Origin of the sequence: Paraburkholderia sp. SARCC-3016 (assembly GCF_031119615.1) — a bacterium.
In the GTDB taxonomy this organism is placed as follows: Bacteria; Pseudomonadota; Gammaproteobacteria; order Burkholderiales; family Burkholderiaceae; genus Paraburkholderia.
In genome coordinates this window covers 110,831-123,002 of the sequence record NZ_JAVHZD010000028.1, presented here as the reverse complement: position 1 = coordinate 123,002, position 12,172 = coordinate 110,831, and the positions used below count along the sequence as shown (strand labels likewise).

The window sequence follows — 12,172 nt, the reverse complement described above, 5'->3', positions numbered from 1 at the left end:
GCCAAGCGGTCTTAGGAAGACAAAACATTCTACCAACTCCTTGGCTCACAGAACGACATGGCTACGATCCGACTTTGCGTTTCGTCTCTGCGGCGGGCGTCAATCCGAATAGCCGCTTGAACTCCCTGCTGAACTGCGACGGGCTCGTGTAACCGACGGCGTTGCTCGCGGCCTCCGCGGTCAGGTCCTGACGCACCATCAACAGACGGGCCTGATGCAGACGTGTCGACTTCACGTACTGCATCGGCGACACCTGCGTAACTGCCTTGAAGTGACTATGGAAACTCGGCACGCTCATACCCGCTTCCTCCGCGAGCTGCGCGACGTCGAGCGGCTGTGCGTGGCCGGCGTGAATCAGGCGTAGCGATCTGCCTATCCTGCCGAACTGTCCGCGCATTCCCAGAGCTTCTCGCATCGAGCGCCCCTGGGCTCCGGTAAGCACCCGGAAATACAGTTCGCGCAGCAGGCCCGGGCCCAACACCGCCGCTTCCAGCGGCCGGTTCATCGCCTCGAGAAAGCGCAACACGGAAGCCTGCATTGCGTCGTCCATCGGTGTCGACATCATGCTGCGAGGCGCCTGCATGCGTTCCGCCATGCCTTCGCGGTCGATCAGCGCCGCCAGTTCGGCGGCGAGGGCGAAATCGAGGTGCAGATATAGCGCGAGCAGCGGGCGCTCCGGCGTTGCGTCGGTTTCCATGCTGAACGGTACGGGCACGGACACCGCCAGGTAGTGATGCTCATCGTACAGATAGAGCTGATCGCCGAAGTAGCCGCGCTTGCGGCCCTGGCAGACGATCACGATGCCCGGATCGTAGAGAACCGGCGTGCGCGACAGCGCCCGGTTCGACCGCAGGATCCGCACGCTCGGCAGTGCCGTCAGGTTGTAGCCCTCATCGGGCGCCAATGCGTGCAGCAACGCGACCATGCGCTTCTGGCTGCGAGATGCCGGCGCGGAATGATCAGTGGACATGCGCTTCATGCTCATAGTTTTAGGCAATAAATTCAGCGAAATCTGGCTTATTTGCGTTCGGTGTGCAGACTAGTATGCACTCTCGAAACAACATTCGGGAGAAGCTTCAGTGGCATCCAGCAAAATTCTGCTCATTACAGGCGTCAGCAGCGGCTTTGGCCTCGCGCTCGCGAAGGAAGCGCTAGCTGTCGGGCATACGGTGGTCGGTACGGTAAGGAGTGCACAGGCCAAACGCGATTTCGAGTCGCTGTCAGCGGCTGCTTTTGCACGTGTACTCGATGTGACCGATTTCGACAGCATCGACGGTATCGTGTCGGAAATCGAGGCGAGCGTGGGACCTGTCGACGTGCTGGTCAACAACGCAGGTTATGGTCACGAAGGCATCATGGAAGAATCGCCGCTATCGGAAATGCGGCGGCAGTTCGATGTCAACGTATTCGGCGCAGTCGCGATGATGAAGGCGGTCTTGCCCTTCATGCGCAAGCGTCGACGCGGCCACATCCTGAACGTGGCATCGATGGGCGGTCATATCACCATGCCTGGGATCGCTTACTACTGCGGGAGCAAATTCGCGCTTGTCGGGATCTCCGAAACGCTCGGCAAGGAAGTCGGCCCTTTCGGCATCGCCGTAACAGCCGTTGCGCCGGGTTCGTTCCGCACCGATTGGGCTGGCCGCTCGATGACTCGAACGCCTCGCTCGATTCCCGACTACGACGCGATCTTCGATCCTATCCGCAAGGCGCGCGAGGAGAAAAACGGCAGGCAACCGGGGGATCCGCGGAAAGCGGCGCTCGCGATGCTCACAGCGATTGCCGCGGACCGTCCACCCGCCCACCTGTTGCTCGGCAGCGATGCACTCGGACTCGTGCGAGACAGGTTGTCGGCACTAGGAGACGAAATCCGCGCATGGGAAGCGGTGACGGTCTCGACGGACGGGTGAGCGGCTTTCATCAGGGATCTGGACGGAGGGCGGATTTACTTGAATGCCGTCAGACCTCGACTATGTTGAATGATGGCGACGCAGCACTCAACGCCACATTCAGTGAGGGTGACAACATGGGCGTCCAGCTAAATCATACGATTGTCTGGTGCAGCGACAAGCGGAACTCGACTCGATTCCTGATGGACATCCTGGCGCTTCCAGATCCGGTCGAGTTCGGCCAGATGCTTGTTGTTCAACTCGATAATGGCGTGTCGCTCGACTTCTTCGAACGCGACGGCGCAATCTCGATGCAGCACTATGCGTTTCTGGTCAGCGAGGACGAATTCGACCGCGTCTTCGCCCGTATTCGCGATAGAGGACTTCCATACTGGGCCGACCCCGGCAAACAGCGCGCCGGCGAAACCTATCTGCACAACGGCGGCCGCGGAATGTATTTCGACGATCCCGATGGACATTTTCTCGAGGTCATGACGCGCCCTTACAAGATCGGGGCCTAGCGGCTTGAAAATCGCCACGAATCGGCGCCGACCCTTCGGGGCGGGCGTGCGGACTTCAACGACTGCGGGCTACGCCGTCGTCGTGATCGCGCTCGTCAACGGCTGCGCGTCGACACGGCCGCCGCCCACGACAAACCCGGTCGCGTCGCCGGAAACAGGCAACACGCACTCGACCACGCTGCGCGCACCCGACGCGGCGATATCTGCTTACGCCGCGCCGAAGCCGCCGAGGCTCAGCGTGGGCACCAGTTTCCCGGATACGCAATTGATTCTGCCGTGGTTCCTCAACGACATCATCAACTTCGTGAACTACCGTTAGTGTCCGCGCAACGCGCCGCTGCGTTATCGCACAGCGAGCCATTCACAGGCGTTCCACCACGACTTCGAGATACTCGCTCGGCAGCACGAGCGTCGCGTCGTTCGACCGGTTCCGGCTTTCGATCAGTGCCGTCAGATCGGCGACGAATGCCGCCTGCGATTCGCCTTCGAGCGCGGCGAAGGCCTTGTTCATCGGGCCATAGAACGTGCGGAAGACCTCGATGAAATGCGCCGGCGATCGATAGCGGAACGTGAAATGGCGATTGATCGTCGTGATCGTACGGGCACTGCCGTCGAACAGCTCTTCGAGGCGCGCCTTCGTGCCCCAGAGTGCCGGCGACTTCACGCCTGCCGGCGGCGGAATGTACTTGCCGATCAGCTTGAATACCTGCCCGATGAAACTCTCGGGCGTCCAGTTCGCGAGGCCGACCCGGCCGCCTGGCCTGCAAACACGCGCGAGCTCGGCTGCTGCCTTTTGCTGGTCGGGCGTGAACATCACACCGAAGGTCGACATCACGATGTCGAATGAAGCATCGCCGTATGGCAACGCTTCCGCGTCCGCTACCTCGAACTGTACGGAGAGCCCCTCGGCTCGTGCACGCGCGCGGCCCGAATCCAGCAGCGAGGCGACGTAGTCAGTCGACGTGACGTCGCACCAGCGGCGCGCGGCGGCGAGCGTCGCATTGCCATTGCCGGCGGCAACGTCAAGCACGCGGCTGCCGGCGCGCACATCGAGCGCCTCACAAAGGTTTTCGCCAACGATCTGCAGCGTGGTGCCCACGACGGCGTAATCGCCCGTCGACCATGCTGCCTGTTGGCGAACCTTGACGGCGGCGAAGTCTGCAACAGGTGCGAGAGCGGAATCAGCAGCGGACATAAGGAACTCCTGAAGGACGAGGGCAGCAATTCGCGTGTGCCTGGTTGTGCAGCGTCGCATCTTCGGCGCTCGATGAGCGCCTCACCGGTCTTTATTGCTGAATTGCGTGAGTCCTAGTATCGGCATCCCATTCGGATCGGGAAATGACCGGGCGTCCAGATGTTTTGCGCGGGACGCCGGAACTGATGTGCGGCTTCGTGGTTGCGATCCGGCCAGGCAGTCAAGGCGGCGGCACAACCCGTCGGTCTGCCCGGCTACTGCGCCGGCCGCCTGATGCTTTCAGGCAATTTTCCGATCCGATTGAGTATTAAAAGCACCGCGCCTGACGGACATACTGCTTCCACTGACGAAAGCGAACCGTTGAAAAGCGCTTTTAACGGTACGCATTCAGACCTCTGCGCTTCGGGCCGATACCGGCGCCGGAGGGCTCACTGTTCCCAAATGGAGAAAATCATGAATTACCTTGTCGACATACTGGGCCGTTCGGGTCTTTTGAAGCACGACCTCGACTACCATTTGCTGCGCGCCGCGATGGTGGTCATCTTCGCTTGGTTCGGCTACGACAAATGGTTCAACGCCGAAATCACGGGGCTGGTTCCACTGATCACGCACGGCCCGCTTATCTTCTGGATGATTCCGGTGCTGGGCGTCGGCGGCACGAGCGTCTTGCTCGGAACCGCGGAATGGACCTTCGGCTCGTTACTGTTCCTTGGGTACTGGAACAAGAAACTGGGCGTGCTGGGTGCCCTCGGTTCCACGTTCAGCTTCATCGCCACGTTTTCGATTTTCCCATTCGCTCCAGGCGCTTGGGAATCTGCGGCAGGAGGGTTTCCCGCGATGACAATCGTGTCGGCCTTCCTTTTGAAAGACCTTGTTTTGCTCGTCGTCTCGATCTACCTGCTCAAGCAGGACGTGGCCCGAGTCATCGAGGCTCGCGCCGCGTCGATTAACGGAGCACCTTCTGCTTCGCAAACTCGCCGCGTAACGGCGTAAAGAACCCAGCCCGGCCCCTCGCCTCGCTGCGCGGCGGGTCATCCGGATCGGGCATCGAAAAAATACCGGCGCCGAAGGCGCCGGTGAAAAAAACTCGGCCCCCTAAACCAGCCGAATACGATGAACCGATCCAGTTCTTCAGAGCGCCATGCGCGCCACATCGTCGCTGTTTCGATACCGGGTCAAACTTACGGCGGCCGCCCGTTGACCCGCTGGCATCGAGAAACGGGCATCGATCTGATCCAAAACATTTTTCAATATTTCATTTACACAAACATACGATATAACAACTAACGTATTACAGTGTAGTGACAACAATCCAGAGAACGTTCGTTCGTCAGGCCTTCTGAAGCGGTTCCCCGAATCAAACGTCATATCGTCCGGCCGCAATCCTGGGCTGGAGGCTGTTCCCCCGTCAACACCCATTGCCGGCCATCGAGAGCCGCATCTTCAGCGCCTGGAACGAACGCCCGATTATCAGCATTCCTTTTCATATAAATACAATTGAAAGGAAATCGATTAAAGGCTCATCGAAAGAATTGAAAACACTTGTGAATGTAGTTTTTCACAAAATGTTAATTTTGCACCCCGATAATCCGACCCCGCCGGTAGCAGGTCCAGCGTTCAAAAGAGCACAAGAAGTAGCAACGCAACTATCCCCAGGGGCTCCCACATGTCGGTCATGACTAAACCTCGTAATATTTTTCTTCTAACCTCGATCGCGTCCGCATGCATGTTGACCGCGTGCGGTGGCGGCGACGATAGTCCGTCGACGTCCGCAGGCAGCACGCAGCAAGGGCAGACGCTATCGGGCGTCGTCGTAGCCGCGGGCTATGTTCCCGGCAATACGACCGGCAACCCGACCATCAAGGCGGGCTATTACAGCGGCGCTACCGTGTGCCTCGACGCGAACGGCGACGGCGCATGCGATTCGGCATCCGCGACGACAGACGCGAATGGCCGCTTCACGCTGAAGACCACCGGCACCGGCCAGTTGATCGCCGACGTCAGCACCAAGGCTAAAAACACCGCGAACGGCCAGACCGTCGCCAGCCATATGATTCTACGCGCATCGTCTGCGCAGATCGCCGATCAGGGCGCAACCGGCGTCGTGATCAGCCCGATGTCGAGCGAAGTGCAGCGTCTCGTCGAAGCAAACGGCACCAGCTACGCGACCGAGAAAAGCAACCTGGCCTCGCGCATGAGCGCACCGGCATTGGGTGCATCGTCGGTGGCAGTGACCGCATCGAACGTGCTCGGCGATGTGAACGCGTTGTCGGGCGCCGCGCAGCAATCCATTCTGTTCGAAGACAATCAGCTGGCGAACCGCTACACGTACGCGACGACCAAGTTCGATCGCCACGACCTGTACCCCGATAACCTCGCCGTGCCGGGCGGCGATCCGTCGCTGGTCGGCCTCACGAACGTAAGCACCGCCACCGCCGTTGTACCCGCGAAACGGCAAACGCAGATCACGTTCGCACAGTCGCAGCAGGCCGCGTTCAACATCGAAGGCATTCCGCGCTACGACAACATCTTTATCGTGATGCTGGAGAACAAGAGCACGAACACGATTCTCGGTTCGCAGTTCGCACCGAACATCAACGCGCTGCTCGCTGCCAACAACAACTTCACCACCTACTACGCAACCGGCAACCCGAGCGAGCCGAACTACACGGCACTCGGCGGCGCGGACGACTGGGGTATCACGGACGACAACTGGTGGGGTTGCGGCGCCGGCGCGCCGGGCAGCGGCGTGAACAATGCGCCGACGGACGCCCTGTTCCCGGGCGGCACGGCATCGGACGGCGCGCCGCTCGTTGCGACGACGGGCATCACCCCGCCGCTCGACACCGCGCACCTTTCGAACGTCGGCACCACCACCTGTAACGTCGGTACGGCTGCGAACCACAACGTCTCGGCGCCAAGCCTGTTCACGTTGATTTCGCAGGCTGGCATGAACTGGCGCACGTATAGCGAATCGATGAACCCGGGGCAGGATCCGCGCTCGGACAGCATTGCCGATGCGGCGGTGTCCGACACCTACACGGGTCCGGGCTCGGTGGGGACGGCGTTCGCGGTTCCGAACGGCCTCTACAAGACGAAGCACCATCCGGGCATGGCCTATCAGACGACGCGCAATCTGCCCGAGTTCTACGCCGATAACCGCACGGTATTCGGCACGCAATACACCGCTGCGGACTGGGCCAAGTCGACCGCCTACACGATCCCGACCGGCTACAACTACGACCAGTTGAGCACCGACCTTGCGACCGGCGATGTCGGCAATATCAACTTCATCATGCCGGACCAGTGCGACGACATGCACGGCGTAGGTAACGATACCTCGTGCAAGAACACCAATCTGATCCAGCGCGGCGACGCGTACGTCAAGCTGATCGTCGACAAGATCCAGGCATCGCCGCTGTGGACGAACCGTCAGCGCAAGGTCGCGATCGTCGTCATGTTCGACGAAGGCGGCGGCTCCAGCACCTCGTGCTGCGGCTGGAATACGTCGAAGACGAGCGGCGACCAGCCGCTGCAACAGAACGCGGACGGCACGTTCTCCCCGGTGGCGGCGCCGCTGTTCAAGTACGGCAACGGCAACTTCGGCCACGGCAATTCGATCTTCGGCATGCTGACGAACCAGCAGACCGCGACGCAGGGAGTCACGGACAGCGATTCGTACAGCCACTTCTCGCTCGTGCGCACGTTGCAGGACATGTTCCAGATTGCCGATCCGCAGCAACCGGCCACGTACCTGGCCCGCGCGAAGTACACGGAATCGTTCATCGCTCAGAACATCCTGAACCTGCCGGAATTCGCCAGCAGCGCGGATACGCACTTCGATTCGGTGCGCCCGATGAACCACGCCTATGTCATTCCGGCAGCGTACACGCAGCGCCTCAACCCGGGTGACGTGAGCGGCACGTCGCTCGCTACCGCTCAGGTCGGTCCGGACGCGAACCAGACCAACGCCTGGACGCAGAAGTAAGCGATGCAGACGGAGCGGCGGGGACGCGCATCGCTGTGCCCCGCCGCCGAAACTGTTCCTTCCTCAATACCAGTCGATGCATGGCAGGCCGCGTAATGCGCGGCCTGCCCGTTGCATCGTGTGACATCCCATCTGCGTCTGCTTTCGAATGCCGTTTCCAAACGGCGTCGATAAAAAGGCGGACCAGCAAGGAATCGATATGCGCAAGCTTTATGTCGGCACGCTCACGGGTGCGCTCTTATTGATGCTGGCGGCGTGTGGCGGCGGCAGCGGAGATTCGTCGCAGACCTCGTCGGGCGGGTCGTCCGGGTCCGGCGGAGGCACGACGCAGCAGGTCAAGCTGAGCGCGGCTGCCCAGGTCGGCAAGCAACTATTCTTCGACCAGAACCTGTCGCGCGGCAAGAACATGTCCTGCGCGACCTGCCATAGCCCTCAATTCGCGTACGGACCGCCCAACAGCCTGTCCGTACAACTCGGCTCGGATCCCTCGGTGGCCGGCCAGCGCGCGGTGCCTTCGCTGCGCTACAAATCGATGACGCCGCCATACGACGACGTCGCGGCGAACCCCGACGGCCTCACGCAGAATGCGCCAGGCGGTGGCTTCATGTGGGACGGCCGTGCGACGACGCTCGCGAGTCAGGTGTCGCTGCCGCTTCTCAATCCGCTTGAAATGAACAACGCGTCCGCGGCGAATGTGGTGCAGGCCGTACAAAGCGCGTCCTATGCGGCGCTGTTCCAGCAAGCGTACGGCGCAGGCGTGTTCTCGAATACGGATACCGCGTTCGCCGACATCGGGCTGGCGCTGAAGGCATTTCAGGAAGAAGATCCGAGCTTCGAGCCGTACACGAGCAAGTTCGACCTGTATCTGGGCAACAAGATCGGCGGCACGCTGACGGCAGCGGAACTGCGCGGACTCGCGCTCTTCAACAACACGGACAACGGCGCGGGATGCGTGGCTTGCCATTACGGCGGAGCGAACTTCAACGGCTCGGTCGGGCTGATGACGGACTTTACGTATCAGGCGATCGGCGCGCCGCGCAACGATGCGCAAATTCCCGGCAATCCGGACCCGATCCCGAGCAACACGGATACCGCGTACTACGACATGGGCCTGTGCGGTCCGCTCGCGACGATTCACCCGCCCGGCACCGCGAACAGCGGCAACGGTCCGGATCAGTTCACCGGCGTGAATGTTCCTGATCCGTACTGCGGCCGTTTCAAGGTGCCGACGCTGCGCAACGTCTCGACGCGCACGGCGTTTTTTCACAACGGCGTATTCCACTCGCTCGCGCAGGTGCTGAACTTCTACAACACGCGCGACACGAACCCGGAATACTGGTATCCGGGCACGGGCGGCGACACCAGCCAAATGATTCAAAACCCGTCGTTCGCGCTGTTCCCGCAGGCCGCGTCGGGCGCCACGGTCGCGCGTTTCAACGATTTGCCCGCGCAGTTCCAGGGCAATATCGACGAAGAGTTGCCGCTCGGCCAGGGGCAGACCGATGCGGGCGGCACGACCGCGGCGGACGGTGCGCTGCCGCGCGCAGTCCATTCTGCGCCGCAGATGACGCCGCAGAATATCGCCGACGTGATCTGCTTCCTGAACACGCTGACGGACGGCTATCAACCGCCCGCCACGCCACCGACGAGCGGCGCCTGCGTCAACTAAAGAAGATCGACGCACGAACGACGCGCGGCCCAAGGCCGGGCCGCGCGTTGCAAGTCGGACCATCGATCCCGCACATATCGCTGCGCGCACCGGAGCGATGAAGCCGGGCACTACGCAAGCGACGACTCAATCCATAAACGACCCAACCTGAGCAACATAGACCATGATGCGACGTTCTACCGTTGCCCGCCTTGCTGGCGGCGCGCTGTCCCTGATCGCCCTGACGCTGTTCGCCGGCTGCCATGACAGCAGCCAGGATGCCAGTCGCGAGAATTTCACCGCCGCCGTCAATGGCTTCCTCGCGCAGCACGGCCATCTGTGTCTCGCCAAATACGACTGGCCGATCTACGTGACGACCGACGATCGTGCCAGCGGCACGCGCGACGCGATCCAGATGCCCGTGCTCGAAAAACTCGCGCTCGTGACGGGCAAGGACATGCAGGTCGAGCGTGCCGACACGGACGGCAAGAAGATCACTGCGATGGCGCGACAGTATCAGTTGACGCACGAAGGTCAGAAGTACTATCTGCACATGCCCGAAGTGGTCGCAACGGCGACGTCGCGCGTCACGCATCCGGCAGACTTCTGCGCCGCGACTCTCACGCTCGACAAGGTGGTGGGTTGGGAAAAACCGATGCAACTGAACGGCAAGACCGTGACGTCGGTGGTCTACACGTACAGGATCGATCCGGCGCCGTGGGCGAAGGACGCCGACGCGCAGCGCGTGTTCCCGATGATCAAACGCGTGATCGAGGGCGCGGGCACGATGCAGTTGCGCGAAGGCGTGCACCTGACAGCGGATGGCTGGGTTGCCGACGAGGTATTCCAGCGCTGACCTGCCGCCGGCCGCGGCCACTTACGCATTCTGACGCGGCACGAAGCGACGCGTACGAATCCATTTCGTGGCAACCCACTTCTCGCCTGCGCGCAACGGCGTGCTCGCGTGCAGCGAACTCGGGTCGGACAGACCGAAGCGGTTGCCGTATTCGAAATACAGTGCGTCACCGCGCCGTGGCGTGATCGACCAGCCGAGATGCGGGAAGACCGTTTCTCCGCCGCCGCTATCGACATCGTTGAGGTACATCAACAGAGTACCCACGCGTTGGCCGCTGCGTGCGATCGACTCGATGTTCGACGTGTTGTTCGCGACCAGATAGTCGACGTGCGGCGTCGATTCGGCGCCGGCTTCGTAATGCAGCAGTTGCAGGCCTTCGCCATTTTCGACCGGCAGCCCGGTAAGTTCCGCGATACGCGCTTCGAGGCGCGAGATCAACGGCGTTTCGCCGAGGCGAAAGAACATGCCGTGGCTGCTGCGATGCCCGGCCACGACATGACGGCCGGTCACCGGATCGACCACAGTCGAGCGGTCCAGACGCGGTCGCGCGAGTGCAATCAACTGCTCGCATTCGTTCGCGCCGAGAAAATTGGCGAGCTGGACCGCGGCTGGCCGCTGCATGCGCGCGACGACCCGCGCCGTGCGTTCGCCGAGCGGAATCAACGGGCCGTCTGGTATGCGCAACGCCTCCGGCTGGTACGTCAATGGCGGCGCGCCGACCTCTATCGTGCCGCCAGGCAATGGCATGCCATACATGAACGCCGACGACACCGCATCGACCATCGCCGATGCAAGCTCGAGCGGGTTGTTTCGGCCGACCAGTTCCTGGACGATCGCCGACGGCGCCACGCCGCGCGTCAGATTGTGAGCGATCCAGTCGCGGATTTCGGCAGGAAAACTGACTGTTATTGTCATCGGAATATCGCGGATAAGGCGAGGCAGGTTATGAACGCAACAGCGAGCCGCCATGATAGCGACCGTCCATGACGCTAGCGTATGCACATACCGGTTCGCAAAACAAAAAAGATCGGGCTTATTGCTGCCGGATTCCGCCGGGTCCCTTTCCTGTCCAGCGCTTCAGTGCCCTGCGGAAATTGGCCGTGTCGCTGAAGCCCACGAGCATGGCAACGTCTTCCGTGCTCATCTTCGTCGTCTTCAGGTATTCGGTTGCCAACGAGCAGCGCACGTCGTCGACGATGGCAAGAAAGGACGTGCCTTCCGCGTCGAGCCGCCGGCGCAGCGTTCTGCTCGTCATCTTCAGGACGGCGGCGACCGTTTCCATATCGGGAAATTCGCCGGGTTTGCGCATCAATTCCTGATACACCTCGCCGGAGACGCCGAACGATGTCTTGGCTTGCCCGATCAGCCGGTCACACGTTTCCTGAAGCAGTGCCGCCGAATGCCGGTGCGCGAGCTGCGGCCTGAATTCGAGTATCGCGCTGTCATAGATGAGCTCGCACTGCTGCGCGTCGAATTCACAAGGGCAGCCGAGATACTCGGGATAAATATTCGCGTGCGGTGGCGCCGGATAGGAGAAGCGCGCGAGGACCGGCGGGCAGCTTCTTCCTGCAACGTCTTGCAAGTGCGTGACGTGCTGTGTGTATTGCTGCTCGAGCAGAAACCGCTGAACGTCGTGCGGAAGGTTGGAAGCGAACGCATCGGGAAACGTCCAGACGGAGCTGTCCGGATACTCGGTCCATTCGATCGTCAACGTCGGCGTTGCGAGGCGATGGTATTTCACGCCAAGCCGGAAGTAATCGCGCAGCGAAAGGCAAGACATCAGCGCGTATCCATACATGCCGTACGCCGCGAGATGGAGACGCGAACCAGTCATGAAAGGCGTCGCAGCGCTCGATGAGAGATTGACCGCATTGCTGCAGACAGCAGCGTACTGACGTACCGACGTCAGGAACGATGCGTCGTAAATCTGGCTCGGCGCCACGCCGCTTCCCTTCAGGCTCTCCTCTGCGCTAATGCCCTGTTCCGCGAGAACCTCGACCAGTGCCGCGATCTTATATGGCGCATAAATGCGCTCGTTCAGCAACGGAAATTTCGAAGACAACATGCCTCCTCCG

The 12,172-nt window shown here is 61.4% G+C and carries 11 protein-coding genes; 7 read left to right on the top strand and 4 right to left on the bottom strand.

Annotation, left to right across the window (positions count from 1 at the left end; genetic code table 11):
* Window positions 1-61 precede the first annotated feature (61 nt).
* On the bottom strand, window positions 62-970 hold the full coding sequence (locus tag QYH69_RS26035; RefSeq protein ID WP_308834604.1) for an AraC family transcriptional regulator: 909 nt from the start codon (window positions 968-970) through the stop codon (window positions 62-64).
* Window positions 971-1,079: 109 nt separating this feature from the next.
* Here QYH69_RS26035 and QYH69_RS26030 point away from each other — a divergent pair, with 109 nt between their 5' ends.
* From QYH69_RS26030 to QYH69_RS26020, 3 genes are all read left to right on the top strand, one after another.
* Window positions 1,080-1,910, top strand: coding sequence for an oxidoreductase (locus QYH69_RS26030; protein WP_308834603.1), 831 nt, complete (start codon window positions 1,080-1,082; stop codon window positions 1,908-1,910).
* Window positions 1,911-2,026: 116 nt separating this feature from the next.
* Window positions 2,027-2,410, top strand: a complete 384-nt coding sequence (locus tag QYH69_RS26025; protein ID WP_308834611.1) for a VOC family protein — start codon at window positions 2,027-2,029, stop codon at window positions 2,408-2,410.
* A 46-nt stretch (window positions 2,411-2,456) separates the two neighbouring features.
* Window positions 2,457-2,729, top strand: a complete 273-nt coding sequence (locus QYH69_RS26020) for a hypothetical protein (RefSeq protein ID WP_308834602.1) — start codon at window positions 2,457-2,459, stop codon at window positions 2,727-2,729.
* Window positions 2,730-2,771: 42 nt separating this feature from the next.
* Here QYH69_RS26020 and QYH69_RS26015 read toward each other — a convergent pair whose 3' ends face one another.
* Complete coding sequence (locus QYH69_RS26015; RefSeq protein ID WP_308834601.1) at window positions 2,772-3,605, bottom strand: methyltransferase domain-containing protein; 834 nt, start codon at window positions 3,603-3,605, stop codon at window positions 2,772-2,774.
* A 453-nt stretch (window positions 3,606-4,058) separates the two neighbouring features.
* Between QYH69_RS26015 and QYH69_RS26010 the strand changes: the two genes are divergently transcribed.
* The 4 genes from QYH69_RS26010 (at window position 4,059) to QYH69_RS25995 (ending at window position 10,097) form a co-directional block, all read left to right on the top strand.
* Window positions 4,059-4,598 (top strand): DUF417 family protein, encoded by a 540-nt coding sequence (locus QYH69_RS26010; RefSeq protein WP_308834600.1) that lies wholly within the window; start codon window positions 4,059-4,061, stop codon window positions 4,596-4,598.
* Between the two features lie 673 nt (window positions 4,599-5,271).
* Entirely contained in the window at window positions 5,272-7,593 is a 2,322-nt protein-coding gene (locus tag QYH69_RS26005) for an alkaline phosphatase family protein (RefSeq protein ID WP_308834599.1), read from the top strand.
* 199 nt (window positions 7,594-7,792) lie between these two features.
* A complete protein-coding gene (locus tag QYH69_RS26000) occupies window positions 7,793-9,262 on the top strand; it encodes a cytochrome c peroxidase (RefSeq protein ID WP_308834598.1) in 1,470 nt (489 codons plus the stop codon).
* A 163-nt stretch (window positions 9,263-9,425) separates the two neighbouring features.
* Entirely contained in the window at window positions 9,426-10,097 is a 672-nt protein-coding gene (locus QYH69_RS25995) for a hypothetical protein (RefSeq protein ID WP_308834597.1), read from the top strand.
* 21 nt (window positions 10,098-10,118) lie between these two features.
* On the opposite strand, the gene QYH69_RS25990 is transcribed toward QYH69_RS25995, so the two are convergent.
* Together QYH69_RS25990 and QYH69_RS25985 are read right to left on the bottom strand one after the other, a co-directional pair.
* Window positions 10,119-11,012 (bottom strand): 2OG-Fe(II) oxygenase, encoded by an 894-nt coding sequence (locus QYH69_RS25990; RefSeq protein WP_308834596.1) that lies wholly within the window; start codon window positions 11,010-11,012, stop codon window positions 10,119-10,121.
* Window positions 11,013-11,130: 118 nt separating this feature from the next.
* Window positions 11,131-12,159: an AraC family transcriptional regulator gene (locus QYH69_RS25985; protein ID WP_308834610.1), complete on the bottom strand. Its 1,029-nt coding sequence runs from the start codon at window positions 12,157-12,159 to the stop codon at window positions 11,131-11,133.
* Window positions 12,160-12,172 lie beyond the last annotated feature (13 nt).

Coding starts and splice junctions, on each gene's coding strand:
- QYH69_RS26000 (WP_308834598.1), top strand. CDS start 7,793: ATGCGCAAGCTTTATGTCGGCACGCTCACGGGTGCGCTCTTATTGATG.
- QYH69_RS26010 (WP_308834600.1), top strand. CDS start 4,059: ATGAATTACCTTGTCGACATACTGGGCCGTTCGGGTCTTTTGAAGCAC.
- QYH69_RS25995 (WP_308834597.1), top strand. CDS start 9,426: ATGATGCGACGTTCTACCGTTGCCCGCCTTGCTGGCGGCGCGCTGTCC.
- QYH69_RS26015 (WP_308834601.1), bottom strand. CDS start 3,605: ATGTCCGCTGCTGATTCCGCTCTCGCACCTGTTGCAGACTTCGCCGCC.
- QYH69_RS26035 (WP_308834604.1), bottom strand. CDS start 970: ATGTCCACTGATCATTCCGCGCCGGCATCTCGCAGCCAGAAGCGCATG.
- QYH69_RS26025 (WP_308834611.1), top strand. CDS start 2,027: ATGGGCGTCCAGCTAAATCATACGATTGTCTGGTGCAGCGACAAGCGG.
- QYH69_RS25990 (WP_308834596.1), bottom strand. CDS start 11,012: ATGACAATAACAGTCAGTTTTCCTGCCGAAATCCGCGACTGGATCGCT.
- QYH69_RS26005 (WP_308834599.1), top strand. CDS start 5,272: ATGTCGGTCATGACTAAACCTCGTAATATTTTTCTTCTAACCTCGATC.